At 72.2% G+C, this 24602-nt stretch carries 22 protein-coding genes and 1 pseudogene; 10 read left to right on the top strand and 13 right to left on the bottom strand.

Annotated features, from left to right (window positions below):
- Nucleotides 1-2: 2 nt before the first annotated feature.
- From rhaI to AB0M80_RS36175, 6 genes are read right to left on the bottom strand one after another with little or no spacing between them, the layout of a single operon-like run.
- The gene (gene rhaI / locus AB0M80_RS36200; RefSeq protein ID WP_364573953.1) at nucleotides 3-1178 is read right to left on the bottom strand and encodes an L-rhamnose isomerase; all 1176 of its coding nucleotides are present in this window, start codon (nucleotides 1176-1178) and stop codon (nucleotides 3-5) included.
- On the bottom strand, nucleotides 1175-1519 hold the full coding sequence (locus AB0M80_RS36195; RefSeq protein WP_364573951.1) for an L-rhamnose mutarotase: 345 nt from the start codon (nucleotides 1517-1519) through the stop codon (nucleotides 1175-1177). Before AB0M80_RS36195 ends, rhaI begins: the two co-directional genes overlap by 4 nt.
- A gap of 55 nt (nucleotides 1520-1574) precedes the next feature.
- Nucleotides 1575-2636, bottom strand: a complete 1062-nt coding sequence (rhaS, locus tag AB0M80_RS36190; protein ID WP_364573949.1) for a rhamnose ABC transporter substrate-binding protein — start codon at nucleotides 2634-2636, stop codon at nucleotides 1575-1577.
- Between the two features lie 5 nt (nucleotides 2637-2641).
- Nucleotides 2642-3649, bottom strand: coding sequence for an ABC transporter permease (locus AB0M80_RS36185; protein WP_364573947.1), 1008 nt, complete (start codon nucleotides 3647-3649; stop codon nucleotides 2642-2644).
- Nucleotides 3642-4700: an ABC transporter permease gene (locus tag AB0M80_RS36180; protein ID WP_364573945.1), complete on the bottom strand. Its 1059-nt coding sequence runs from the start codon at nucleotides 4698-4700 to the stop codon at nucleotides 3642-3644. The genes AB0M80_RS36185 and AB0M80_RS36180 overlap by 8 nt, the downstream gene beginning before the upstream one ends.
- Nucleotides 4697-6214 (bottom strand): sugar ABC transporter ATP-binding protein, encoded by a 1518-nt coding sequence (locus AB0M80_RS36175; protein ID WP_364573943.1) that lies wholly within the window; start codon nucleotides 6212-6214, stop codon nucleotides 4697-4699. Before AB0M80_RS36175 ends, AB0M80_RS36180 begins: the two co-directional genes overlap by 4 nt.
- A 193-nt stretch (nucleotides 6215-6407) precedes the next feature.
- Here AB0M80_RS36175 and AB0M80_RS36170 point away from each other — a divergent pair, with 193 nt between their 5' ends.
- From AB0M80_RS36170 to AB0M80_RS36160, 3 genes are all read left to right on the top strand, one after another.
- Nucleotides 6408-7412 carry a LacI family DNA-binding transcriptional regulator gene (locus AB0M80_RS36170; protein ID WP_364573941.1) on the top strand — a complete coding sequence of 335 codons (1005 nt, stop codon included), beginning with the start codon at nucleotides 6408-6410 and terminating at the stop codon, nucleotides 7410-7412.
- A gap of 77 nt (nucleotides 7413-7489) precedes the next feature.
- Nucleotides 7490-8392, top strand: coding sequence for a sugar-binding domain-containing protein (locus tag AB0M80_RS36165; RefSeq protein WP_364573939.1), 903 nt, complete (start codon nucleotides 7490-7492; stop codon nucleotides 8390-8392).
- Complete coding sequence (locus AB0M80_RS36160) at nucleotides 8338-8625, top strand: glycoside hydrolase family 2 TIM barrel-domain containing protein (protein WP_364573937.1); 288 nt, start codon at nucleotides 8338-8340, stop codon at nucleotides 8623-8625. Before AB0M80_RS36165 ends, AB0M80_RS36160 begins: the two co-directional genes overlap by 55 nt.
- A gap of 223 nt (nucleotides 8626-8848) precedes the next feature.
- Here AB0M80_RS36160 and AB0M80_RS36155 read toward each other — a convergent pair whose 3' ends face one another.
- Nucleotides 8849-9211 (bottom strand): DUF488 family protein, encoded by a 363-nt coding sequence (locus AB0M80_RS36155; RefSeq protein WP_364573935.1) that lies wholly within the window; start codon nucleotides 9209-9211, stop codon nucleotides 8849-8851.
- Nucleotides 9212-9354: 143 nt separating this feature from the next.
- Nucleotides 9355-9486: a hypothetical protein gene (locus AB0M80_RS36150; RefSeq protein WP_364573933.1), complete on the bottom strand. Its 132-nt coding sequence runs from the start codon at nucleotides 9484-9486 to the stop codon at nucleotides 9355-9357.
- Nucleotides 9487-9545: 59 nt separating this feature from the next.
- Here AB0M80_RS36150 and AB0M80_RS36145 point away from each other — a divergent pair, with 59 nt between their 5' ends.
- Nucleotides 9546-12536, top strand: coding sequence for a BTAD domain-containing putative transcriptional regulator (locus tag AB0M80_RS36145; protein ID WP_364573931.1), 2991 nt, complete (start codon nucleotides 9546-9548; stop codon nucleotides 12534-12536).
- Nucleotides 12537-12581: 45 nt separating this feature from the next.
- Here AB0M80_RS36145 and AB0M80_RS36140 read toward each other — a convergent pair whose 3' ends face one another.
- The gene (locus AB0M80_RS36140) at nucleotides 12582-13784 is read right to left on the bottom strand and encodes a phospholipase D-like domain-containing protein (protein WP_364573930.1); all 1203 of its coding nucleotides are present in this window, start codon (nucleotides 13782-13784) and stop codon (nucleotides 12582-12584) included.
- 218 nt (nucleotides 13785-14002) lie between these two features.
- On the opposite strand from AB0M80_RS36140, the pseudogene AB0M80_RS36135 reads away from it, so the two are divergent.
- Together AB0M80_RS36135 and AB0M80_RS36130 are read left to right on the top strand one after the other, a co-directional pair.
- Nucleotides 14003-16074, top strand: a pseudogene (locus AB0M80_RS36135) (putative Ig domain-containing protein).
- Between the two features lie 45 nt (nucleotides 16075-16119).
- The gene (locus tag AB0M80_RS36130; RefSeq protein WP_364573928.1) at nucleotides 16120-16983 is read left to right on the top strand and encodes a GNAT family N-acetyltransferase; all 864 of its coding nucleotides are present in this window, start codon (nucleotides 16120-16122) and stop codon (nucleotides 16981-16983) included.
- Here AB0M80_RS36130 and AB0M80_RS36125 read toward each other — a convergent pair.
- Nucleotides 16908-17264 (bottom strand): MmcQ/YjbR family DNA-binding protein, encoded by a 357-nt coding sequence (locus AB0M80_RS36125; protein WP_364573926.1) that lies wholly within the window; start codon nucleotides 17262-17264, stop codon nucleotides 16908-16910. The genes AB0M80_RS36130 and AB0M80_RS36125 overlap by 76 nt on opposite strands.
- Before the next feature lie 54 nt (nucleotides 17265-17318).
- On the opposite strand from AB0M80_RS36125, the gene AB0M80_RS36120 reads away from it, so the two are divergent.
- The gene (locus tag AB0M80_RS36120; protein WP_364573924.1) at nucleotides 17319-18095 is read left to right on the top strand and encodes a fructosamine kinase family protein; all 777 of its coding nucleotides are present in this window, start codon (nucleotides 17319-17321) and stop codon (nucleotides 18093-18095) included.
- On the opposite strand, the gene AB0M80_RS36115 is transcribed toward AB0M80_RS36120, so the two are convergent.
- On the bottom strand, nucleotides 18092-18757 hold the full coding sequence (locus AB0M80_RS36115) for an HNH endonuclease family protein (protein ID WP_364573922.1): 666 nt from the start codon (nucleotides 18755-18757) through the stop codon (nucleotides 18092-18094). The genes AB0M80_RS36120 and AB0M80_RS36115 overlap by 4 nt on opposite strands.
- Nucleotides 18758-18851: 94 nt before the next feature.
- The gene (locus AB0M80_RS36110; RefSeq protein WP_364573920.1) at nucleotides 18852-19697 is read right to left on the bottom strand and encodes a hypothetical protein; all 846 of its coding nucleotides are present in this window, start codon (nucleotides 19695-19697) and stop codon (nucleotides 18852-18854) included.
- A gap of 156 nt (nucleotides 19698-19853) precedes the next feature.
- Between AB0M80_RS36110 and AB0M80_RS36105 the strand changes: the two genes are divergently transcribed.
- Nucleotides 19854-20693: an urea carboxylase-associated family protein gene (locus AB0M80_RS36105; protein WP_364573919.1), complete on the top strand. Its 840-nt coding sequence runs from the start codon at nucleotides 19854-19856 to the stop codon at nucleotides 20691-20693.
- A 27-nt stretch (nucleotides 20694-20720) separates the two neighbouring features.
- On the opposite strand, the gene AB0M80_RS36100 is transcribed toward AB0M80_RS36105, so the two are convergent.
- Nucleotides 20721-22454 carry a pyruvate dehydrogenase gene (locus AB0M80_RS36100; RefSeq protein ID WP_364573917.1) on the bottom strand — a complete coding sequence of 578 codons (1734 nt, stop codon included), beginning with the start codon at nucleotides 22452-22454 and terminating at the stop codon, nucleotides 20721-20723.
- Between the two features lie 70 nt (nucleotides 22455-22524).
- Here AB0M80_RS36100 and AB0M80_RS36095 point away from each other — a divergent pair, with 70 nt between their 5' ends.
- Together AB0M80_RS36095 and AB0M80_RS36090 are read left to right on the top strand one after the other, a co-directional pair.
- Nucleotides 22525-23439, top strand: coding sequence for a LysR family transcriptional regulator (locus AB0M80_RS36095; RefSeq protein WP_364573915.1), 915 nt, complete (start codon nucleotides 22525-22527; stop codon nucleotides 23437-23439).
- A gap of 51 nt (nucleotides 23440-23490) precedes the next feature.
- Complete coding sequence (locus tag AB0M80_RS36090) at nucleotides 23491-24588, top strand: ionic transporter y4hA (protein ID WP_364573913.1); 1098 nt, start codon at nucleotides 23491-23493, stop codon at nucleotides 24586-24588.
- Nucleotides 24589-24602 lie beyond the last annotated feature (14 nt).

The following is a 24602-nucleotide window of genomic DNA, read 5'->3' as shown; positions in this document are numbered from 1 at the left end:
GCTCATGCTCCCCATCCGGCCTGCGTGCCGCCGGCGCGCTCGGCCACGATCTGCTCCTGGTACCCGCTGCGGTGGTAGGCCGCGATCGGGTCCGGGTCGAGCCCGGTGTCCTCCCGCAGCTCGGCCAGCAGCGGCCGGACGTCGGTGTTGTAGGCGTCCATCAGCACGGCGTTCGCTTCCAGGACGTTGCCCGCCTGCTGCGCCGCGCGCAACGCGGAGCGATCCACCAGCAGCGCCTTCGCGGTCGCTTCCTGGACGTTCATCACCGAGCGGATGATCGCCGGGATCTTCGCCTCGATGTTGTGGCACTGGTCGAGCATGAACGCGATGCCGTAGGCCGGGTCCAGCGCGTCGGCGCGGACGATCTCGTACATGATCCGGAACAGCTGGAACGGGTCCGCCGCGCCGACCATCAGGTCGTCGTCGGCGTAGAACCGGGAGTTGAAGTCGAACGCACCGAGCTTCCCCGCGCGCAGCAGGAACGCGACGATGAACTCGATGTTCGTCCCGGGCGCGTGGTGGCCGGTGTCGATGCACACCGTCGCCCGCTCCCCCAGCTCGATGCAGTGGGCGTAGGACGTGCCCCAGTCCGGGACGTCGGTGGCGTAGAAGGCGGGCTCGAACAGCTTGTACTCCAGCAGCATCCGCTGGTCCGGGCCGAGCCGCTCGTAGGTCTCCTTCAGCGCCGCCGCCAGGCGGTCCTGGCGGTCGCGGATGTCGTCCTGGCCGGGGTAGTTGATCCCGTCGGAGAACCACAGCTTCAGGTCCCGCGAGCCCGTCGCGTCCATGATCGAGATCGCTTCGAGCAGGTGGTCGGTCGCCTTGCGGCGGATGCCCGGGTCGGGGTTGGTCACCGAGCCGAGCTTGTAGTCCTCGTCCTGGAAGACGTTGGTGTTGATCGCGCCGACCTCGACACCGAGGTCACGCGCGTAGGCGGTCAAGGCGCCGTAGTCGTCGACCTTGTCCCAGGGGATGTGCAGCGCGACGCTCGGCGCCACCCCGGTGAACCGGTGCACGGTCGCGGCGTCGGCGATTTTCTCCTCCGGCGTGCGCGGCACCCCGGGTTGCGGGAACACCTTGAACCGGGTGCCCGAGTTCGCGTACGCCCACGACGGCGTTTCGATGCGCTGAGCTCGCAGAGCCTGCTTCACGGCCGTCAAGTCGCCCACGGTGATCACTGTCCTTCCGCGACGGTAGGGGGTTCGAGGTGGAAGACCTCATCTAGGAGCTGGAAGCCCTCGTCGGGCGGGCCGCCGTCGAGGCCGGTGAAGAACCCGGCCATCTCCGCCTGCCAGCGGGCGTTGACCTCGGTCTTCGCCATCGCGGCCTGCGCGGCGGCCAGGTCGTCGGCCTCGACGTACCCGATCAGCAGGCCGTCTTCGCGCAGGAACAGCGAATAGTCGCGCCAGCCGGTGTCGCGCAGCGCCTGCTGCATCTCGGGCCAGACGGCGCGGTGACGCTCGGCGTACTCGGCCAGCCGGTCGGGCTTGACCTGCAGGCTGAAGCAGTATCGGGGCAAAGTCCGTCCTTTGCAGAACCCGGCCGGGCCGCCCGTCGCGACCCGGCCGGGAGACTCAGAAGTTGAACTTGTCGATGTTGTTCGCGTCGAACGTCGTCGGCGGGCCGAGCACGATCTCGCCACCGGCGCCGATGGTGTAGTCGCCGAGCTTGCCCGCCTTGAACTTCTCGCCTTCCTTGCCGGTGATCTGGCCGGACTTGAGCGCGACGCCGGCGTAGGCGGCGAGGTAGCCGATGTCCGCCGGGTTCCACAGCGCGAACTGCTTGACCGTGCCGTCCTTGACGAAGGCGCGCATCTGGTTCGGCGTGCCGAGGCCGGTCACCGCGACCTTGCCCTTGTAGCTCGACGAGCTGACGTACCGCGCGGCGGCCGCGATGCCGACCGTGGTCGGCGAGACGATCACCTTGAGGTTCGGGAACGACTGCAGCAGGCCCTGGGCCTCCTGGAACGACTTCTGGTCGTCGTCGTTGCCGTAGGCGACCTTGTCGAGCTTCAGGTTCGCGTACTCCGGCTTGGCCAGCTCCTTCTTGAGCACCTCGATCCAGGCGTTCTGGTTCGTGGCGTTCGGCGTCGCGGACAGCACCGCGATCTCGCCGGAACCGCCCGAGAGGTCCTTGGCCTGCTTGGCCAGCGCCTCGCCGATGCCCTGGGTGGTGGCCTGGTTGATGAAGACGTCGCGGCAGTCCTTGGCCGCGTCGGAGTCGAACGCGACGACCTTGATCCCGGCGCCGCGGGCCTGGTTGAGCGACGGGCACACCGCGTTCGGGTCGTTCGCGGCGATGCCGATCACGTCCTGCTGCTGCTGGATCAGCGTGTTGATGTAGCTGACCTGCGACGACGCGCTCGCGTCGTTCGGCCCGACCAGCTTGTACTCGCCCTTCAGCTCACCCAGCGCGGCCTTGCCGCCGCTGACCTCGATGTCGCTGTAGGGGTTGTTCAGCTGCTTGGGCAGGAAGGCCATCTTGACGCCCTCCTTGGCCGCGGCGTTCGGGTTCGCCGCGGCGGTGGACTGCTGGGCGCCGGAGCCGGCGTTGTCGTTCTTGGTCGTGCCGCTGCAGGCGGCCAGGACCAGTACCAGCCCGGCCGACACTGCGCCGGTGAGGAACCGTCGGGACATCTTCGTCACCTTTCTGGGGAAACCGCGCTGGCAGCTCGATGGCGGCGCCGGAGCGCCGTTCGGGCCGAGGACACGATGTTGGGGAGCAGGACCGACACGATGAGGAGCACGCCGGTCACGATGTTGAGGGCCTCGTTCGAGACGTCCTGCAAACGCAGGGCGTTCTGCAGCGAGGCGAGCAGGACCACCCCGGCGAGCACGCCGGGCAGCGTGCCCTTGCCGCCGAAGATGGACACGCCGCCGAGCAGCACGGCGGCCACGACGGCCAGTTCGAGGCCGAATCCGTTGTCGGCGCGGGCGCTGGAGTACCGCAGCGTCCACAGCACCCCGGCCAGGCCGGCGACCGCGCCGCTCACGACGTACAGCCAGAACTTGAGCCGCCCGGTGCGGATCCCGGCGAACCGGGCCGCCTGCTCCCCGGCGCCCGCGGCGAACACCCCGCGGCCGATCGGCGTCGCGTGCAGCACGACGCCGAAGAGCAGGGCCACGACGATCAGCGGGACGAGGACGTTCGGGACCGGTCCGTCGCCGATCGTCCCGGTGACCCAAGTCGTGTAGTCACGCGGGAAGTCGGCGACCGCGCCGTCGCCGAGCACGACGAAGGCCAGGCCGCGGTAGAGCGCCAGGGTGCCGATGGTGACCGCGAGGGACGGCAGCCTCAGCACGGTGACGAAGAAGCCGTTCAGCGCGCCGAGGACCACGCCGAGGACGACGCAGAGCGGGATGATCAGCTCGATCGTCAAGCCGGCGTTCCACAGCGAGCCCATCACCGCCGAGGTCAGGCCGAGCGTGCTCGCCACCGAGAGGTCGATCTCGCCGGTGACGATGATGAACGTCATCGGCAGCGCGACCAGCGCGATCGGCAGCAGGTCGAGCAGCAGGAAGGTGAAGTTGCGGCTGGTGCCGAAGTTCTCGACGGCACCGGAGGCGACGATCAGCACGACGACCGTCACGAGGACGACGGCGGCGTCCCAGCTGAGCAGCCGGCCGAGCCGGTTTCCCCGGTCAGACATGGGAATCCCTCTCCTGCGTCGCCGAGCGCCTTCGCAGTGTTTTCTCGATCCGGACGGCGACCAGCCGGTCGGCGCCGATGGCGAGCAGGATCAGCGCGCCGACGATCGCCTGCTGCCAGAACTGGTTGATGTCGAGCACGGCCAGGGCGCTGCCGATCACCGTCAGCAGGAGCGCGCCGAGGCCCGCGCCCCAGACCGAGCCGCTGCCGCCGAACACCGCGACCCCGCCGACGACGGCCGCGGCGACGACGTTGAGCTCGTAGCCGGTGCCGGCGGCCGCGTCCACGGTGCCGAACCGGGCGGCGAACAGCATCCCGGCCAGGCCGGCGAGCGCGCCGCTGACCAGGAACGCCGCGCTGGTGTTGCGGCCGACGCGGATGCCGGCCAGCTGCGCGGCCTGCGGGCTCGACCCCATCGCGTACAGCTCGCGCCCGGCGCGGTAGCTCCGCAGCACGATCCCGGCGACGACCAGGACCAGCAGCGCGATGAGGACCAGCCACGGCACGCCGAGCACCGAGGCCGTGCCGAAGTCCAGGAAGGACGCGGGCAGCTTGTCGGCGTTGATCTGCTGGCCGCCGGCCCAGAAGTAGCTGACGCCGCGGTAGGCGTAGAGGGTGCCGAGCGTGACGACCAGCGCGGGCACCTGGCCGAAGCGCACCAGTGCGCCGTTGACCAGCCCGCACACCGCGCCGACGCCGAGCCCGACGAGGATCGCGACGATCACCGGCAGGCCCGGGTGGTCCTTCATCAGCGTGCCGACGGCGAACGCCGCCAGGCCGAGCACCGAGCCGACCGAGAGGTCGATGTTGCGGGTGATCATCACGATCGCCTGCCCGACCGCGAGCACCGCCAGGATGGCCGTGCCGAGCAGGATGTCCCGGATGCTCTGCCCGGACAGGAACCGGGAGTTCTGCGTCGCGGTGAACGCGACCAGGACGATCAGGGCGAGGACGATGCCGGATTCGCGGGCCTTCAGCACGTTCGCGGTCCACGACCGTCGCGAAGGGACGGTCGGCTCCCCGGTCACGCGGGCCTCCTCGGTCACGGTCATGCGGCGGCTCCCTGGCCCATCGCGGCGAACATGACCGAGTCCTCGGTCGCCTCGGCGCGCGGGAGCTCGGCCACGATCCGGCCCTCCCGCATCACCAGCACGCGGTCGGCCATGCCCAGCACCTCCGGCAGTTCCGAGGACACCATGACGATCGCGACGCCTTCGGCGGCCAGCGCCGACATCAGCCGGTGCACCTCGGCCTTCGTGCCGACGTCGATCCCGCGCGTCGGCTCGTCCACGATCAGCACCTTCGGCGCCATCGCCAGCCACTTGGCCAGCACGACCTTCTGCTGGTTCCCGCCCGAGAGCGTGCCGACGGGGTCGCCGAGGCGGCGGTACTTGGTGCGCAGCCGCTCGGTCCAGTGCCGCGCCTCCTGCCGTTCGCTCGCGCCGGTCAGGAAGCCGAGCTTCGCCAGGGCGCGCGACCGCGGCAACGTCACGTTCCGTTCGATCGAGAGGTCCATGATCAGGCCCTGCTGGCGCCGGTCTTCGGGCACCAGCGCCATCCCGGCGGCCATCGCGGCCCGCGACGAATGCGGCTTGAGCTTCTTCCCGCTCACCTTCACGACTCCCGCGTCCCGCTCGTCGACGCCGAAGACCGCTTGGACGACCTCCGAGCGGCCGGACCCGACGAGCCCGGCGAACGCGACGATCTCCCCGGCCCGCACGGAGAAGGAGATGTCACGGAATTCGCCCTCCCGGGCGAGGCCTTCGACCTCCAGCACGACCGCGCCGGGTTCGACGTCCTGCTTCGGGAACAACGCGTCCAGGTCGCGGCCGACCATGCGCTTGACCATCTCCTCGACGGTGACCTCGGCGATCGCGTCAGTGGAGACGTGCCGCCCGTCGCGCATGATCGTCACGCGCTGGCAGAGCTCGGTGATCTCCTCGAAGCGGTGGGAGATGAACATGATCGCCGCGCCTTCCTGGCGCAGCGTCCTGGCGACGGTGAAGAGCCGCTCGACCTCGACGCGGCTCAGCGCGGCGGTCGGCTCGTCCATCACCAGCACCCGGGCGTCGGCGCTGAGCGCCTTCGCGATCTCGACGATCTGCTGGTCGGCGATCGACAGCCCGCGGGCCGGGCGGGCCGGGTCGATCCGGACGCCCAGGCGGGCGAAGAGCCGCTCGGCCTCCGCGCGGATCGCCGCCCGGTCGATCCGGCCGAGGCTCTTGCGCGGGTGGCGGCCCATCACGATGTTCTCCGCGACGCTCAAGTCGGGGAACAGCGTGGGTTCCTGGTAGATCACCGCGATGCCGGCCGCCTTGGCGTCGGCGGGCGAGCCGAACTCGACGGGCTCGCCGCCCATGAGCAGCGTGCCGTCGTCGGGTTTGTGCACCCCGGCGAGCATCTTGACGATCGTGGATTTGCCGGCGCCGTTCTCCCCGACCAGCGCGTGGGCCTCCCCGGCGTGCAGGCCGAAGCTCACGCCGGCGACGGCCGCGACCGCGCCGAACGACTTCGTCACGCCGCGCACCTCCAGCAGAGGGGCCCGGCCCGGGTCCTGCCGCGTCATCGCGACCTCCGGATTGAAAGGTTTCACAAACCTGGCGCGGTGACGCTACTATGCGGCGGAAGAACAAGTCAATGCATCGGCGCAGCCGTGGCCAAACAGCTTCTCCGGTGGATGGTTCGCGGTGATGTTACGTTTCAACGAGGGGGTTCGATTGGTGGTCAGGGAGCCCGGTGCCGAGCCGAGGACGGCAGGCATGAAGGACGTTGCGCTGGCCGCCGGCGTCTCCCTCGGCACGGTGTCCAACGTGCTCAACCGGCCCGACCGGGTCAGCCCGGCGACCCGGGCCAAGGTCGAGGCCGCGATGGCCGAACTCCGCTTCGTGCGCAACGAATCCGCGCGGCAGCTGCGGGCCGGGCGCAGCCGGGTGCTGGCCTACGTGATGCTCGACGGCAGCAACCCGTTCTTCACCGACGTCGCGGCCGGCATGGAAGACGCTGCGGACGCCGCCGGTGAGGGCGACCTCTCCCTGTTCCTCTGCAACAGCGCGCACCAGCCGTCGCGGGAGGCGGCCTACCTCGGGCGCCTCGAACAGCAGCGCGTCCAGGGCATCCTCATCACGCCGGTCGACCCGGACGCCCCGCTGCTGGGCGAGATCGCGCGCCGCGGCACGCCGGTGGTCATCGTCGACCGCACCCCGGCGGGCACCACGCACTGCTCGGTCGCGGTCGACGACGTCTACGGCGGCGAGATCGCCGTGCGGCACCTGGTCGAACAGGGCCACGAGCGGATCGCCTTCATCGGCAACCACACGGCGGTCGGCCAGGTCCGCGACCGGCGGCTCGGTGCCCTGCGGGCCCTGGAAGCCGCCGGGCTCGGCCCGGACCACCTCGTCGACCTGACGACGGCGGCGCTGACCGTGGCCGACGGCCGCGGCGCGGGCGAGCGGCTGGCGGGACTGCCGGCGTCGGTCCGCCCGTCCGCCGCGTTCTGCGCCAACGACCTCGTCGCGCTCGGCCTGCTGCAGACCTGCGCGAACCTGCGCATGCGCGTCCCGGAGGACCTGGCGATCGTGGGCTACGACGACATCGAGTTCGCCGCGGCGGCCGCGGTCCCGCTGACGTCGGTCCGCCAGCCGCGGGCCGACATCGGCCGCACCGCCGCGGAGCTCCTGCTGGCGGAAACCACCGGAACCGGGCACGAACACCGGAAGGTCGTGTTCACCCCGGAGCTGGTGGTCCGCGCCTCGACCCTGCGCTGAGCAACCCGCTGCCCGGTTGTGACGTCTCACCGGCCACCAGCGATAACTCCGGGAGAGCCCGAGCACGGAGGTCGTCGATGGCCGACTCGCACCCGCGGCTGTCCCGGCGCGGGTTCCTGGCCGCCGGCGGGGCCGCGCTGCTCGGCGCCGCCGTCGCCGGATCGGCCCGACACGCCGCGCCCGGCCCGGAAACCCCGGGGCTGGGCGATTTCTGGTTGTTCGGGCGGTACGACGACGGCTGCACCGCCCTCGGCTTCGACGAGATCGACCTCGCGCCGGTGCAGCTGCCCCATTGCGTGACGCCGCTTTCGTGGACCGGCTGGGACCCGGCGTCCTGGCAGGACCGGTGGATCTACCGCAAGCACTTCACGGTGACGACCGCCGAGCGCCACACCGCCCGCTTCGACGGCGTCATGACGAACGCCGAGGTGCACCTCAACGGCAGGCTCCTCGCCGCCCACGAAGGCGGCTACCTCCCCTTCGAGGTGGAATTGCCCGGGGTGGTGCCGGGCGACAACGTCCTCGCCGTGGTCGTCGACGGGCGGTGGCGGCTGGACGTCCCGCCCAACCTCCCGCGCGGCGCGGGGCCGTCGGTGATCGACTTCTACCAGCCGGCCGGGATCTACCGCCCGGCCACGATCGGCGCGGTGCGGCGGATCCGGCTGACCGACGTCTTCGCCCGGCCCATCGATGTCCTCTCCCCCGGCCGGTCGCGGCACCTGACGTGCACGCTCGACGCGCCCGCCGCGGGACAGGTGACCCGCGTCGGTGCGCCAAGCGGGCCGCGAACTGGCGCACGGCGCCGCCCCGGTGCGCGGCACGACCGTCGAGTTCGACGTGCGCGGGCTCGGCGGGGTCCGGCTCGGGCTGGGGCCACCTCGGGGACGACGCCTGGCAGCGGCGGAACCTGGCGGACGTCGCGGGGATGGTCGTACGCGACCGCAACCACGCGAGCGTCGTCGTCTGGGGCACGCGGGTGAACGAAGCCGACGGCACGACGGCGACGTACCAGCGGACCGGGCGGCTCGCCCGGCAGCTCGACCCGTCCCGGCCGACCAGCGGCGCGCTGGCCAGCGCCACGGGCGCCCGCTTCGCCGGCGGCGACGTCGAGGTCCTGGCCTACAACGGCTACACCGGCAGCAGCAGGCGGAGCTGCACGCGAAGGCCCACGACCTGGCCGCCGCCGACGACCGCTACTGCGGGCTGCTCATGACCGAACCCGCATGCTCCTGAACCGGCGGCGTGACTACGGCCGTTCCCCGGCCCACCGGGCACACTCACCCTCACCGCCCGGCACGAGACACTCGGCTCCGCAACCGCGACGGTCAGGGTCACGACCGACCCCGCACGCTCCTGAACCGGCGGAGCGGCCGCGGCCCGCCGGGCAGGGCTCACGTCCCGGCACACTCCTGAACCCGGCCGCGCGACGGGCCACCTCACTCCCCGGTGAGCACCGCCGCGAGCACGGCCGCCTGGCTGATCGCCGGTGACCCGCTCGCCGTCAGCAGCGTCACCGGGCCGTCGCCGGCCAGCGCGCGCAACCGCTCCAGCGCCGCCACCCGGTCGGGCGCTCGCAGCTCGGCGCGGTACCGCTCGGCGAACTCCGCGAAGCGCTCGGGATCGTGGCCGTACCAGGTGCGCAGCTCGTCGGAGGGGGCGAGCCCGCGGTACCAGCCGTCGAGGACGACACTCGCGCGGGCGGTGCCGCGCGGCCAGAGCCGTTCCACGAGCACGCGGACGCCGTCGGCGGGCCCGGCCGGGTCGGACAGGCGCGCCACCCGGACGACCGTGGGCTGCATGCGCGCATTCTGCGTCGAGGCCGCCCGCGCCGCCACCGGAGCACGGCCAGGCCGGGACAGCTGCCGCACCCGGCGGAAGCTGCACCGGGCAGGAACCGAAAAAGGGCCACCACGGCGACCGTGGAGGGATCGCCGTGGTGGTCCTACCCCCAGCCCGTGCCGCCCGTGGAAACGACAGCCGAATCCGCCGGTTCCCCGGCGGCCGAGCCGACTGTGGACATCATCGGGATCATGTCCTGCAGCCCGGCCAGGATGGCGGATCGGGGCTGCACCACGCTTGCAGTACGCTTGCACGCCTGGCCACGACCGGGTGAACGAAAGCGGAGGTGACCGGGTGGAGTTCCGCGTCCTCGGCACCGTCGAGGCGGCGGCGGACGGCGCCCCGGTCGATCTCGGCTCCCGCAAGCAGCGCCTGGTCCTCGCCGTTCTGCTCCTCGAAGCCGGCCGGCCGGTCGGCATGGACCGGCTCGTGGACCTCCTCTGGCCCGACGATCCCCCGGCCAGCGCGCGCAACACCGTCCAGGCGCTGATCTCGCGGTTGCGTGCGGTGTTCCGCGCCGCCGGCGGCCCCGAGCTCGTCACCGAAGGGCACGGCTACGTCCTGCGCGCCGACCCGGACACCGTCGACGCCCACCGCTTCACCGCCCTCGTCCGCCGGGCCCGTGCGGCCGGCGACGAGACCGCTGTCGCGCTGCTCGACGAGGCCCTCGCGCTGTGGCGGGGCGATGCCCTGGCCGGCACCGCGTCCCCCGAGGTCGCCGAGCGGCTCCTCGCCGGGCTGAACGAAGCCCACTGGAGCGCCCTGGAAGACCGCATCGACGCGCAACTGCGGCTCGGCCGGGGCCGCGACGTGCTCGCCGAGCTGACGACGCTGGTCGCCGCGCACCCGCTGCGGCAGCGGTTCGTCGGCCAGCTGATGCTCGCCCTGCACCGCGAAGGCCGCACCGACGCCGCCCTCGCCGCCTTCCGCGGCTTGCGCGCCCGGCTCGCCACCGGCCTCGGGCTCGACCCGGCGCCGGAGCTGACCCGCCTGGAAGCCGCGATCCTCGCCGCCGACCCGGCCCTGGAGCCCGCGCCGGAGCCGCCGCCCGAACCGGTGCGCCCGGCCCAGCTGCCCCACGACGTCCGCGGCTTCAGCGGCCGCGCCACCGAGCTCGCCCGGCTCGACGAACCGGCCGGCGACGGCCCCGGGCCGGACATCCGCGTGATCACCGGCACCGCGGGCGTCGGCAAGACCGCGCTCGCCGTCCGCTGGGCGCACCGCGTCCGCGACCGGTTCGGTGACGGCCAGCTCTACCTCGACCTGCGCGGGTTCGACCCGGACCACGAGCCGCTCACCCCGGCCGTCGCGGCCGCGCAGCTGCTGCGGGCGCTGGGCACCGACCCGCGCGCGATCCCGCCGGACCCGGACGGCCGCACCGCGCTGTGGCGCTCGCTGCTGGCCGACCGGCAGGTGCTGGTCCTGCTCGACAACGCGCGTGACAGCGCGCAGGTGACGCCGCTGCTGCCGCCGTCGGGCACGGTGCTGGTCACCAGCCGCCAGCGGCTCGGCGACCTCATCGCCCGCACCGGCGCGCGGGCGGTGCCGCTGTCGGTGCTGCCGGCCGAGGACTCGCGGCAGCTGCTGGAAACCGTGCTCGGGCCGCCCGCGGTCGCCGCCGAGCCGGCCGCGGCGGCGGAGCTGGCCCGGCTGTGCGGGCACCTCCCGCTGGCGCTGCGGCTGGCCGCGGCGAACCTCGGCGCCGGCGAAGCGTCCGGGATCGCGGAGCTGGCTCGGGAGCTGGCCGACGGCGATCCCCTCGCCGGGCTGAGTGTCGACGGCGCCGAGGAAAGCGCCGTCACGACGGCGTTCTCCGTGTCGTACCGGGCGCTGCCCGCCGCGCACCGCCTGCTGTTCCGGCGGCTCGCGCTGGTGCCGGGCCAGACGTTCACCGCGCCGGTGGCCGCGCAGCTGGCCGCGGTCGCCGAAGGCCGCGCCGGGCAGCAGCTCAAGGCCCTCGCCGCGGCCAACCTCGTCGAACGGCACCTGCCCGGCCGTTATCGCTTCCACGACCTGCTGCGCAGCTACGCGGGCGGGCGGGTCACGGCCGACGACCCCGCCGCCGAGGCGGAGGCGGCGCGGCGGCGGCTGTTCGAGCACTACCTCGCGACGGCCGACGCGGCGGGGCGCCTGCTGATCCCCCACTTCCTCCGGCTGCCCCGGCCCGGCCCGGAGCAGGTGTTCGAGGGCACCGAAGACGCGCTGGCCTGGCTGGACACGGAGTGGCCGAACCTCGCCGCCGCCGTCGAGCACGCGGCGGCGCACGGCCCGCACGAGTACGCGTGGCACCTGGCCGACGCGCTGCGGGCGTTCTTCCACCACCGCGGCCACCACACGGAGTGGATCGACACGGCCACGATGGCGCTGACCGCCGCGCAGGCCGACGGCGATCGGCAAGCGCAGGCGGCGATGCGGCTGTCCATCGCGCTCGCCGGGGTCAACAGCGGCCGCTACACCGAAGCTCGCGCGCACCTGACGACGGTACTGGCCGACGGGCTGGCGGCGGACTGGCCCACCGGGCGCGCCGCGGCTCTCAACAACCTGAGCGCCGTGCACCAGCGCCTCGGCGACGCGCACGAGGCGATCACGTGCGGCCTCGAGGCGCTGCGGCTGTGCGAAGAGACCGGCATGCCGGCCATCACGATGGCGCTGGCCAACCTCGGGTTCGCCTGCGGCCAGGTCGGCGACTTCGCCGCCGCGCTCGGCCACTTCGGCCGCGCGCTGGAGATCGCCGAACGCGACAACGCGCGGTTCAGCGTGGCCGTGCTGCTGGTCGACCTCGGGCACGTCCACCGCGACCTCGGGAACGCCGTCGCGGCCGAGTTCTACGAGCGGGCCCTGACCGCCAACCGGGAACTCGGCTACCAGTACGGCGAAGCGGCGGCGCTGTCCGGCCGGGCGGTCATGGAGGCCCGGGCCGGCGACGGCACGCGCGCGCTCGCGGACGCGGCCGACGCGGTGGAGCTGACCCGCCGCATCGGCGACCGGGGCACCGAAGCGTCCGCGCTGGCCTCGCTCGGCGAAACCTGCCTCCGGCTGAACCGCGCGGCGGACGCGGTCGTACACCTGACGGCGGCGCTGGACATCGCCCGCGAAACGAGCTTCACGTGGTGCGAAGCCGCGGCGCTGACCGGTCTCGCCGAAGCGGCGTTCGCCGTGGGTGACGCCGTTCTGGCGCGCACCCACGCCGAAGCGGCGATCAAGCTGGCCGCCCAGGCGGGCTACCGGCCCCTCGAAACCCGGGTCGCCCGCATCCTCGCCGCCCCCGTCCGCGAAATTCCGTGAATGCCACCTTGAGGGACTTGGCGTCAAGGTGGCATTCACGGCCTTTCAGCAGGTGGCGGGCGCCGAGCACTTCGCGCGCGCCAGGATGGTGCTGAAATTGTCCTGGTAGGCGGCGCTGATCGCCGCGTTCTCCACCTTGATCAGGATCTCGTCGTTGTCGCGCAGGGCCGCGCCGGAGATGTTGTGCGAGCCGGTGAAGACGAGGGACCGGCCGGCCTTCTCGCTGTAGTTGCCCGTGTAGAGCATGTACTTCGAGTGCACGGTGATCTCACGGTCGTTCGCGATCGTGCTGAACCGCTTGAGCGTCACGTTCGCCTTGCCCTTGAGGGCGGCCAGCGCCGCGGTGCCCAGGTCGTCGTAGACGATCCGGACCTTGCAGCCCAGCTTGGCGATCCGGACCAGCTCGGTGACGACCGGCGTGCGCGAGTCGGCGATGTTCGCCTGCACGACGTTCAGCGAACAGCCGGCTTCGTACTTGGTGATGTACTTCAGCAGCTGCGCCCACGTGTCGGTGGCGAACTCCTCCGAGGTGCCGCCCTTCGAGTCGGCGCGCGGCGAAAGGTAGCTGGTGACCATGCTGGTCAGCGTCTTGTGGTAGCCGGCGTTGTCGTAGTAGTTGTTGTCCTTCTTCTGCGCCAGCATCTTCTGCACGTGGCCGCGGTAGAAGCCGTACAGGTCGGCGTCGCCGTAGGTGAGCAGGGCGTTGTTGAACATGTTGCCCTGCACGGTGGTCAGGTTGTACGAGCCGATGACGACGACGTCCTTCTTGCCCTCGGTCTCGGAGAACATCCACAGCTTGTCGTGGTTGATCGAGTGCGGGCTGCCGTCGTGGGCGATGCACCCGGTGTTGATCCCGCCGGTGCCGCAGAAGACCAGCTGGGTGAGCCCGGCGGACTTGAGGATCGGCATCGCGGTGTTGGCCGGGTCGTCGTCCGCGGCGCCGTCGAGCGCGATCCGCACCTTGACCCCGCGGGCCTGCGCGGCCTTGATCGCTTCGGCGAGCGCGGGACGGGTCCAGCTGAAGAGCGAGATGTGGATCTCCGACCCGGCCGGAGCCCCGTTGACCAGCTCGACCAGCCGGGTTTCGATCGAGTGGTCGCGGTCGCCGTTCTCGGGCGGGTTGTTGAAGATCGCTTCCATGCCGGCGGCTTCGGCGGCCGCCGCCGGCGGGGCGTGCGCGATCCCGCTGCCGGCCAGCGCGAGCAGAGCGCCGACGGCCGCGGCGACTGCCTTGATCTTGGGGACCATGGTCTTCCTCCCGGTGTCCGGCCCCACGTTCGCAATGCGGTGTACAAGATCCGTACACCCGGACGTTGCCGCGCATACCCGACGAAAGGGTCAGGTACCTCCCGTCCGGGCAGGCGGAACCCGACTCATGGCGGGTTCCGCCTGTCCGGACCGGAGAGGACGCTTCTCCTGGCTCCCACGGGCGGAGCCGCGAAAGGACGACCTCCATGAGATCGAGGGTGCTTTCCGCCGCGCTCGGCGTGGCACCGGCCTGCTGGGTACCGTCGTCACCGCCGCGCCGGCCCAGGCCGCCGCGGTTTGCGGTGACCAGATCGTCGGCAACGGCGGGTTCGAGAGCGGCACCACGCCGTGGACCCAGACCAGCGGCGTCATTTCCGCCGCCACCACCGCGGAACCCGCGCACGGCGGGACGATGGACGCCTGGCTGGACGGCTACGGCAGTGCGCACACCGACACCCTGTCCCAGTCGCTGACGCTCCCCGCCGGCTGCGCTTCGGCGTCGCTGTCCTGGTGGGCGCACGTCGACACCAAGGAGACGACGACCGGCACCGCCTACGACAAGCTGGTGGTGCAGGCCGGTTCCGACACCCTTGCGAGCTATTCGAACCTCGACAAGAACACCGGGTACGTCCAGCGCACCGTGGACGTCTCGCGCTACCTCGGCCAGACCGTGACGCTGAAGATCACCGGCACCGAGGATGCCAGCCTGGCCACCAACTTCCTCCTCGACGACTTCTCGCTGACCACGGCCGGGACGAGCAACCCGCAGTCGCCGGTCGTCACCTCGCCGGGCGCTCAGGCCGGTGCCGTCGGCCAGGCCGCGTCGCTGCAGATCCAGGCGAGCGACCCGCAGGGCGACGCGCTCACCTACAGCGCGACCGGCCTGCCCGCGGGCCTCGCGATCGGCGCGAGCACGGGCAAGATCACCGGCACGCCGACGACGGCGGGCACGTCCTCGGTGACCGTGACGGCGAAGGACCCGGCCGGCAACAGCGGGAGCGCCACGTTCCCCTGGACGATCTCGGCCGCACCCGCCGATTCGACGCGCACGCCGGTCAACCCGGCCTACACGGTGAACCTGACCTCGAACACCGCGGGCGACACCTGGACCGGGCACCAGAGCGTCAGCTTCACCAACGGCTCGGCGACCGCGCTGCCCGAGGTGTACCTGCGGCTCTGGGACAACTACCACGGCAGCTGCCCGAGCACGCCGATCACGGTCACGAACGTCACCGGCGGCACGCCGTCCGCGCTGAGCGTGAACTGCACCGCGCTGAAGATCACGCTGCCCGCCCCGCTCGCCCAGGGCCAGTCGGGCACCATCGGGTTCGACCTGAAGATCGTCGTGCCCAGCGGCGCCGACCGGTTCGGCCACGACGGCGCGTACAACATGATCGGCAACGCGCTGCCGGTGCTGGCCGTCCGCGACGGTGCGGGCTGGCACCTCGACCCGTACACGAACAACGGCGAGTCGTTCTACACGGTGATCAGCGACTTCGACGTCACGCTCGTGCACCCGTCGGCCCTGCTGACCCCGGCCACCGGCAGCTCGACCGAGACGACCAGCGGCAGCACGACCACCACGCACGCCGTGGCCGGCAAGGTGCGGGACTTCGCGTGGGCCGCCGGGCCGTTCGCGAAGATCACGACCACGTCCGGGAAGGGCGTGCGGGTGAACGTCTACTCGGTCAGCGGGATCTCCACCAGCAGCGCCAACCAGATGCTGACCCTGGCCGCCGACTCCATCGACGTCCACTCGGGCCGCTTCGGCGACTACCCGTACGGTGAGGTGGACGTGGTGCTGGACAACAACTTCTGGTTCGGCGGCATGGAGTACCCGGGCTTCGTGCTCGACCTCGTGTCGACCACCGCGCTCCCGCACGAGCTGGCCCACCAGTGGTTCTACGGGATCGTCGGCGACGACGAGTACACCTCCCCGTGGCTCGACGAGAGCTTCACCGACTACGCCACCGACCTCTACCGCGGGATCACCGGCAGCGGCTGCGGCATCACGTGGCAGTCGAGCGCGGAGAAGCTGACCAACTCCATGGCCTACTGGGACGCGCATTCGTCCCGGTACTCCACGGTGGTCTACAACTACGGCAAGTGCACGCTGCACGACCTGCGGCGGCTGATCGGCGACACGGCGATGGCGAACCTGCTGAAGTCGTACGCGCAGTCGCACTGGTACGGCGTGTCGACCACGGCGGAGTTCAAGGCCGCGGCGCAGGCGGCGGCCGGGTCGACCGACCTGACGTCGTTCTGGGCGGCCCACCGCGTGGAGGGCTGAGAAAACCGGTTGGAGTTCCCCGTCCGCGTCCGCCACTGTGAGGACGTGGACGGGGAACGGCTTTTCTGTGACGTCGGCTTGGCCCGGCGCATCGAACACGCGGAAGCGCGGTTCGTCGCCGCGTGCAGCGACGCGGCGCGGGCCCGGCGGGGCGGCACCGCCGGGTTCACGCGCCCGCTCGCCGGGGGCGTCGCCGCCTTCGCCGAGGCGGACTCGCCGTTCAACAAGGTCGCGGGCCTCGGCTTCGCCGGCCTACCCGAAGACCTCGACGAGGTCGAGGAGGCCTTCGCCGAGCTGGGCGCGCCGGTGCAAGTCGAGCTGTGTCACCTGGCCGATCCCTCGGTCGGGGCGTTCCTGACCGCGCGCGGCTACCGGCTGGAGTCGTACGAGAACGTACTCGGCCGGCGCCTCGGCGGGCCCGTGGAAGAGGCCACCGGCGAGGTCCGGCCGTGCCGGGACGACGAGCTGGAGACCTGGCTGACCGCCATCGCCGACGCCTCCACGGTCACCGACACCGAAGGCCTGCCTTCGCACGAGGACCTCACCCGCGAAATCATCGTGGCCGCGCTGCGGGACATGGCCGGGGTCCGGCGGTACACCGCGGAACGGAACGGCGAGTTCGCCGGCGGCGCGAGCTTCCGGGTCACCGACGGGATCGCGCAGTTCGCCGGCGCCGCGACCGTGCCCGTCCACCGCCGCCGCGGCGTCCAAACGGCCCTGCTGCGCACCCGTCTCGCCGCGGCCACCGCAGCCGGGTGCGACCTGGCCATCGTCACCACGCTGCCCGGGTCGAAGTCGCAGCAGAACGCCCAGCGGCAAGGGTTCGACCTGCTCTACGCCCGGGCGATCCTGGTGAAGGGCACCTCCGCGACGAGGTCCTCCGGCGCGGAGAGCCGCCAGGCCTCGTAGACGAGCTCGGTGAGCTCGTCTACGTCGATGCCGTCGAGGTACACCACCACCCAGCCGAACCCGCCGGCGGTGAACTGCACCTCGAACACGTCCGGCCGTTCCGACACCAGCGCCAGCTGCTCGGAAACGGTCTGCTTCAGGCCGACGGTCCGGGTCCGCGGCCAGAAGTAGCCGAACCGCTTGCCGCGCACGCTGAACGACGAATAGTCGCGCGCTTCCGACCGCTGGACCTCCGCCAGCGCACCGAGCAGCTGTTCGAGTTCCCGGACCTGCACCGCCACCGTCGTTCCCCCTGTCTCCGGCGACCACCGTAGCGCGCCGGTACCGTGGCCGACATGAGCGAGCCCGTCGCCGTCCGCGAAGCCGTCCTCGACGACGGCCGCGAGGTGGTGATCAAGCGGGGCCACGCTCCCGGCGCGACGGTGGCCGAGGCGGCGGGCCTGCGCTGGCTGGCTTCGGCGGGCACGGTGCCGGTGCCCGCCGTGCACAGCCACGACCGGCACCGGCTGGTCATCGACCGCGTCCCGGCCGGTCGTCCGTCGGCCTCGGCGGCGGAACGCTTCGGCCGCGGGCTGGCCGGGTTGCACACCGCGGGCGCCCCGGCGTTCGGCGCGCCGCCGCCGGACGGACTTTCGGACGCGTGGATCGGCCGGGCGCCGATGGCCAACGTCCCGGCCGGGGACTGGGCGTCCTGGTACGCGTCCGACCGCGTGCTGCCCTACGTGCGGCTGGCGGTGGACGCGGGGACGTTCGAGCCGTCCGAAGCAGCGTTGTTCGAGCGTGCTTGCGCGCGGATCCCGGCCTCGGCCGAGCCGCCCGCGCGGCTGCACGGCGACCTCTGGAACGGGAACGTCCTGTGGGACGGTCGCGAGGCGTGGCTGATCGACCCGGCCGCCCACGGCGGGCACCGCGAGACGGACCTGGCGATGCTCCACCTGTTCGGCTGCCCGCACCTCGATCGGGTCATCGCCGCCTACGAAGAGGCGACGCCCCTGGCGGACGGCCGGCGCGACCGGATCGGGCTGCACCAGCTGTTCCCGCTGCTCGTGCACACCGTCCTGTTCGGACAGTCCTACGCCGGGCAGGCGGTGGTAGCGGCCCGCTCGTTCTAGCAGTGGCCGAGCATGGTTTCCAGCGCCTTCTTCTCGGGGACGGTGATCGTCAGGCCGTAGTTGCCCTTCACGACGATCCAGTCGGTGGCGTAGGCGCACCAGTACGACACCAGCGGCGGTTTCCACGCGTCCGGGGCCTTGTCGCTCTTCTGCACGTTGAGGTTGTCGGTGACCGCCCTCAGCTGCGGGCGGACCAGGTCGTTCGCGAACTGCTCGCGCCGTTCCCGCGTCCACGACTTGGCGCCGCTGATCCAGGCCTGCCCCAGCGGCACCATGTGGTCGATGTCCACATCGGACGCCTTGTGCCACGTCTCGCCGTCGTAGGGGCTCACCCAGGTGCCGGACTTCGCGGCGCACTGCGCGTCGGTCTTGACGTCCTGGCCGTCGCGCTTGAGGACCTGCTCGCGGACGTCGCAGTTCGCGTCGACCTTGTCCCAGTGCGGGAACTCGTCACGGCTGTAGCCGTCCATGGTGCCGCGCACGGCGACCTTCAGTGCCGCCAGCTGGGTCCGCGCCTCGGCGGGCGGGACCCGCGGGGCGGCGACCGTCCCCGGCGCCTGGGTCGCGGCGGGTCCGGCCGCCAGTTCGTCGGCGAGCTTGCACCCGGTGAGGGACGAACCCGCGAGGACGGCCAGCAGGACAAGCGCTCGGGTGCGCGGCATCGTGAGCCCCTTTCACGTCTACCGGGAGGTGCCCAGGCGACGCCTCGGGGAAACGGTGCAGATGGCCTGGCTGACGCGAACCGATCGTGGCAGGTCAGGAGCCGTGGAAGACCTGGGCGACGAAGACGGCGGCCACGACGCCGACGGTGACGAGCACCGTGAGCACGAAGACCAGGCCCCAGGGAACCTGCCGGATCGGCCGCGGCCGGGGGAAAACGGCCGAACCGGGCCCGCGCGCCGACGGGATCCACGGAGCCGGTTCGTCGTCGGCCGCAGGCGGCGGCGGTTCCGGGCGCACGGGGAGCACGGCGGGCCGTTCCGGCAGCCGCGAGAGCACCGGAAGCCGCACCGGGAACCCGTCGGCGATCAGAGCCGCCCGCGGGGGAGCCAGGTGCGCGAGGGAGAGCGTGTAGCAGGCGTCGAGGATGTCGTCGGCCGACCAAACCGTCCGCCACCGGTTGTGCTGCCCGATGATCCGCCGCAGGCCGCGGGGGTCGGCGCGGACGACCGCGACGCCGGGCACGGCCTCCGGTTCGCGCCACTGGAGCGCGCGGTGATGCGGTTCCACCACCTCCCCCGTCGCTTCCGGCGAGCCCGCCACCGGTGGGACGAGGGCGACCAGGCCCGTCACGTACCGGCCTCCTTCGTGGCCGGCGAGCGCGCCCTTCGCCGCCGCCACCGCCGCTCCGGTCCGGTTGCCGGGGCCCGGCCAGTCCGGCGGGCCCGGTTCGTGCGCCGCGATCACCACCACTCCGCAGGGCGTGAACACCAGCGCGTCCACGAACCAGGGGCCTCGCCGGCCCGGCAGGGTGATACCCGCCAGCGCCAGTCCCGCCAGGTGATCCGGCCCCGGGCCCCACGATCGCAGCAGTTCCACCAAATGCGCCACCGCCGCGGGGAGCGGCCGGTCTTCGCCGGTGCGCTGGAGGGCCACGAGCACGCCGGTCACACCTCCCACGACGAGACGGCGAGCGCCCCCTCGACGGTAAGAGTTGGACCCACCCCTGCCCCAGCAGCCGAACGAGTGGTCGATCACCACCGTGCGTAGCCGAGGCATCCTGGAGCGGCACCAGCCCACCGACCAGGGAGACCGCCGATGGCTTCACCCCCAGCCGCGTACCGAGGCCGCGCCCTCGACGTTGACCGGCCCTTCTACCGGCGGCTCGCCGGAGAGGACGGCCGCGCACTCGTCGAGGCGTTCGAGGTCCCGATCCGCTCGGGACGCGCGTGGCGGGTGCCGCGCGGGCACCTGTGCCGCCTGCGGACCGTCGAGGGACCGCAGGTCGGCGACCTCAACCTGTGGCACGCCGACGACCCGCGCGAGCGGTTCTGGGCGGCGCGCACCCGCCAGCTGCAGCGCGCCCACGTCAGCACCTTCGACCGCCTGTGGTCGACCCTGCCGTTCCTGCGCCCGCTGGCCACGATCACCGCCGACACCCTCGCCGATCACGGCGCCGACACCGACGGCGGCCGCGTCCACGACCTGCTCGGCACCCGCTGCGACCCGTACGTGAACCGGATGCTCACCGGCGAGGACTTCGACTTCCACTGCCACTCGAACCTGGTCCGCGCGGTCGCGCCGTTCGGGCTCACCGAGTTCGACGTGCACGACGTCCTCAACGTGTTCCAGCGCACCGGCCTCAACGACGACGACCGCTACTTCATGAAGGCCAGCCCCGCCCGCCCCGGCGACCACTTCGAGTTCTTCGCCGAGGTCGACCTGCTGTGCGCACTGTCCACCTGCCCGGGCGGCGACCTGTCGGTACCGCTGTGGGGCCCGGACGCCCGCGACCCGATCGGCACCTGCCACCCGCTCGGCGTCGAGGTCTTCAAGCCGCGGGCGGAACTCCTGGCGAACTGGCGCCCACCCGAGCGCGCGGCTTACCGCGGCCTGCACGGCGTCCGGCTGCCGGAGTGGACCGGGGAAGCGCCGTAACGCCGGGGGCCACAGTGGACACGTCCGCTACGGCCGCGGGGTGTTGCGCAGGTTGGTGCGCGCCAGGTCGACCATCTTGCCGACGCCGCCGTTGAGGACCGTCTTCGTGGCGCCGATGGCGAAGCCACGCACCATTTCACCCGTGATGCGCGGGGGGATCGACAGCGCGTTCGGGTCGGTGACCACCTCGATCACCGCCGGGCCGGGGTGGGCGAACGCCTTCTCCAGCGCGCCGCGCACGTCGGCCGGGTCCTCGACCCGCTCCGAGAACACGCCGCAAGCGGCCGCGATCGCCGCGAAGTTCACCGGTGCGTGGTCGGTGCCGAAGTCCGGGAGGCCGTCGACGAGCATCTCCAGCTTCACCATGCCCAGCGTGGCGTTGTTGAACACCACGACCTTGACCGGGACGTCGTAGGCGGGCAGCGTCAGCAGGTCGCCCATCAGCATGGCGAGCCCGCCGTCACCCGACAGCGACACGACCTGGCGGCCCGGCTGGGCCAGCTGCGCGCCGATCGCGTGCGGCAGCGCGTTCGCCATGCTGCCGTGCCGGAACGAGCCCAGCACGCGGCGGCGGCCGTTGGGCGTCAGGTAGCGGGCGGCCCAGACGTTGCCCATGCCGGTGTCGACGGTGAACACCGCGTCGTCGGCGGCGACCTCGTCGAGCACCGAAGCGACGTACTCCGGGTGGATCGGGCGCCGGTGCTCGATCTTCGCCGTGTAGGCGCCGACGACCTTTTCCAGCTTCCGCACGTGCTCGCGCAGCATCTTGTCGAGGAACGCCCGGTCGGTGCGCGGGCGCAGCAGCGGGAGCAGGGCGCGCAGCGTCTCCTTCACGTCGCCGTGCACGGCCAGCTCCAGCGGGGTGCGGCGGCCGAGGCGGGCCGGGTCGTGGTCGAGCTGGATCGTGCGGGCCTGCGGGAGGAAGTTGTCGTACGGGAAGTCCGTGCCCAGCAGCACGATCCGGTCGGCTTCGTGCATCGCGTCGTAGCAGGCGCCGTAGCCGAGCAGGCCGCTCATGCCGACGTCGAACGGGTTGTCGTACTGGATCCACTCCTTGCCGCCGAGCGAGTGCCCGACCGGCGCGGCGAGCTTCTCCGCCACCGCCATGACCTCGTCGTGGGCGCCGCGGACCCCCGCGCCGGCGAACAGCATCACCTTCTCGCCCGAGTTCAGCAGGTCGGCCAGCTCCTGGACGACCTCCGGCGCCGGCACCGCGGGCGACGGCGTGACCAGCGGGAGCCGCTCGGTGAGCGGGCCGGTGGCCTTGCGGTCGGCGAGGTCGCCGGGGATGGTCAGCACCGCGACGCCGCCCTTGCCGACGGCGGTCTGCGTGGCGATCCGCAGCAGGCGCGGCAGCTGCGCCGGCTCGGCGACCAGCTCGCTGAAGTGGCTGCATTCGGCGAAGAGCCGGTCCGGGTGGGTTTCCTGGAAGAACCCGGTGCCGATCTGGTTCGACGGGATGTGCGACGCGATCGCCAGCACCGGCGCGCCGGAGCGGTGGGCGTCGAACAGGCCGTTGATCAGGTGCAGGTTGCCCGGTCCGCAGCTGCCCGCGCAGACGGCGAGCTTGCCGGTGACCTGTGCTTCGGCCGCCGCGGCGAAGGCGGCGGTCTCTTCGTGGCGCACGTGGACCCACTCGATGCCGTCGGTGCGGCGGACCGCGTCGACGATCGGGTTCAGGCTGTCGCCGACGATGCCGTAGATGCGTTCGACACCCGCGTCGCGCAGGGTCCTGACCAGTTGTTCTGCCACGGTAGCCATACCTCCAGCCTGGCCCGCGGCGACCGATGCGTCCAATGCCTGATCGGCTGAAATTCCATACACTGACGGCATGGACGTCCAGACGCTCCGGCTCTTCCGGGAGGTCGCCGCCGGCGCCACCGTCACGGAGACCGCCGCGCGGGGGCACCTCACCCAGCCCGCCCTGTCACGGGCCCTCCGGCGTCTCGAACACGACGCCGGCGCCGAACTGTTCCGCCGGTCCGGGCGGGTGTTGCGGCTGACGCCGGCCGGGCACGCGTTCAAGCGCCACGTCGATCTCGTGCTCGATCAGCTCGACCAGGGACTGCGCGAGGTCGGCGAGATCGTCGCGCCGGGTACCGGGGTCGTCCCCCTGGCGTTCCTGCACACATTCGGCACCTGGCTCGTGCCCGCCGTGCTGAGCGGCTTCCTGCGCGAGCACCCCGGCGCCCGCTTCGAACTGCGGCAGCACGGCGAAGCCGGGCTCGAGGCGGAACTGCTCGACGGCACCGCGGACCTCGTCATCACCAGCGGCGACCCCGGGCACCCCCAGCTGCACTGGTCCCGGCTGCTCGTCGAGCCGCTGCGGCTCGCGGTCCCCCCGCGCCACCGGCTGGCCGGGCGCGACCGCGTCCGCCTCGCCGACGTCGCGGACGAAACCTTCATCCTCCTGCGGCCGGGTTACGCCCTGCGCGAGACGACCGAGCGGCTGTGCGCCGAGGCCGGGTTCGCCCCGCGCGTCGGGTTCGAGGGCGACGAGGTCGAGACGCTGCGCGGCCTCGTCACCGCCGGGCTCGGCGTGTCCGTGCTTCCGCTGCCCCACACGGCGGCGTTCCCGGCACCGCACCTCGAACTGACCGATGTGGACGCTGCTCGCGACATCGGCCTCGCCTGGGCGGCGGGCCGGAAACTCCCGCCGCTCAGCGAAACCTTCCGCCGGCACGTCGCCGCCGCCGCGCCGCTGCTGGTGCCCGCCGGCTTCGACAGTCCACAAGGGACTGTGTGAGACAGGCCGTACGGGTCCGCGAAACCCGCGGTGGTGTGCGAGGGTGGAGGCATGGTCGCCGCGCTGAGATCCTTCCTGCTGTCCTGGACCTCCGTCACCCCGGTGCTCGGCGTGTTGGTGCTGGCCGTCGCCTGGGGCCGCGACCTCGGCCCGGTCTTCGTGGCCGTCGTCGCCGTTGCGCTGGGGGCGACCGTGCTGGCCGCGGTGCACCACGCGGAGGTCGTCGCCCACCGCGTCGGGGAACCGTTCGGCTCGCTCGTGCTCGCGGTGGCGGTCACGGTCATCGAGGTCGCGCTGATCGTCACGATGATGGCCTCCGGCGGCCCGGAAGCCGGCTCGCTCGCGCGGGACACCGTGTTCGCCGCCGTCATGATCACCACCAACGGCATCGTCGGCATCTCGCTGTTCGTGGGCGCCCGGCGCTACGGCTCGACGCGGTTCAACCCGGAGGGCAGCGGGGCCGCGCTGGCGACGGTCGCAACGCTGGCCACGCTGAGCCTGGTGCTGCCGGCGTTCACCTCCAGCACGCCCGGGCCGGCGTTCTCCCCCACGCAGCTGACGTTCGCGGCGCTGGCGTCCCTGGCGCTGTACGGGACGTTCGTGCTGACGCAGACGGTCCGGCACCGCGACTTCTTCCTCCCGGTGGCGGCCGACGGCGCGGTCAAGGAAGACGACCACGCCGAACCGCCGTCGAACCGCGAAGCGCTGGGGAGCCTGGCGCTCCTGCTCGTGGCGCTGATCGCGGTGGTCGGGCTGGCGAAGGTGGAATCACCGGCGATCGAAGCCGGGGTGCACGCCGCCGGGTTCCCGCAGTCGTTCGTCGGGGTGGTGATCGCGTTGCTCGTCCTGCTGCCGGAGACGCTGGCCGCCACCCGCGCGGCCCAGCGCGACCGGATGCAGATCAGCCTCAACCTGGCGTACGGCTCGGCGATCGCCAGCATCGGCCTGACCATCCCGGCGATCGCGCTGGCGTCGCTGTGGCTGCCCGGTCAGCTGCTGCTGGGCCTGGGTTCGACGCAGATCGTGCTGCTGGCGCTGACGGTGGTGGTGAGCGTCCTGACGGTGGTACCCGGCCGCGCCACCCGCCTCCAGGGCGGCGTGCACCTGGTGCTGCTGGCCGGCTTCCTGGTCTTGGCCATCAACCCCTGACCAGGTCCGTGAAG

The organism is Amycolatopsis sp. NPDC051045 (assembly GCF_040682955.1).
Classification (GTDB): Bacteria; Actinomycetota; Actinomycetes; order Mycobacteriales; family Pseudonocardiaceae; genus Amycolatopsis.
Note: the sequence above shows the minus strand (reverse complement) of the source record. Positions and strands in the feature narration are given on the sequence as shown.

What these genes read in the sequence shown, in the direction of transcription:
- rhaS (WP_364573949.1), bottom strand. Translation starts at nt 2,636, where the DNA reads ATGTCCCGACGGTTCCTCACCGGCGCAGTGTCGGCCGGGCTGGTACTG.
- AB0M80_RS36185 (WP_364573947.1), bottom strand. Translation starts at nt 3,649, where the DNA reads ATGTCTGACCGGGGAAACCGGCTCGGCCGGCTGCTCAGCTGGGACGCC.
- AB0M80_RS36180 (WP_364573945.1), bottom strand. Translation starts at nt 4,700, where the DNA reads ATGACCGTGACCGAGGAGGCCCGCGTGACCGGGGAGCCGACCGTCCCT.
- AB0M80_RS36175 (WP_364573943.1), bottom strand. Translation starts at nt 6,214, where the DNA reads ATGACGCGGCAGGACCCGGGCCGGGCCCCTCTGCTGGAGGTGCGCGGC.
- AB0M80_RS36170 (WP_364573941.1), top strand. Translation starts at nt 6,408, where the DNA reads ATGAAGGACGTTGCGCTGGCCGCCGGCGTCTCCCTCGGCACGGTGTCC.
- AB0M80_RS36165 (WP_364573939.1), top strand. Translation starts at nt 7,490, where the DNA reads ATGGCCGACTCGCACCCGCGGCTGTCCCGGCGCGGGTTCCTGGCCGCC.
- AB0M80_RS36160 (WP_364573937.1), top strand. Translation starts at nt 8,338, where the DNA reads ATGGTCGTACGCGACCGCAACCACGCGAGCGTCGTCGTCTGGGGCACG.
- AB0M80_RS36155 (WP_364573935.1), bottom strand. Translation starts at nt 9,211, where the DNA reads ATGCAGCCCACGGTCGTCCGGGTGGCGCGCCTGTCCGACCCGGCCGGG.
- AB0M80_RS36140 (WP_364573930.1), bottom strand. Translation starts at nt 13,784, where the DNA reads ATGGTCCCCAAGATCAAGGCAGTCGCCGCGGCCGTCGGCGCTCTGCTC.
- AB0M80_RS36120 (WP_364573924.1), top strand. Translation starts at nt 17,319, where the DNA reads ATGAGCGAGCCCGTCGCCGTCCGCGAAGCCGTCCTCGACGACGGCCGC.
- AB0M80_RS36115 (WP_364573922.1), bottom strand. Translation starts at nt 18,757, where the DNA reads ATGCCGCGCACCCGAGCGCTTGTCCTGCTGGCCGTCCTCGCGGGTTCG.
- AB0M80_RS36105 (WP_364573919.1), top strand. Translation starts at nt 19,854, where the DNA reads ATGGCTTCACCCCCAGCCGCGTACCGAGGCCGCGCCCTCGACGTTGAC.
- AB0M80_RS36100 (WP_364573917.1), bottom strand. Translation starts at nt 22,454, where the DNA reads ATGGCTACCGTGGCAGAACAACTGGTCAGGACCCTGCGCGACGCGGGT.
- AB0M80_RS36095 (WP_364573915.1), top strand. Translation starts at nt 22,525, where the DNA reads ATGGACGTCCAGACGCTCCGGCTCTTCCGGGAGGTCGCCGCCGGCGCC.
- AB0M80_RS36090 (WP_364573913.1), top strand. Translation starts at nt 23,491, where the DNA reads ATGGTCGCCGCGCTGAGATCCTTCCTGCTGTCCTGGACCTCCGTCACC.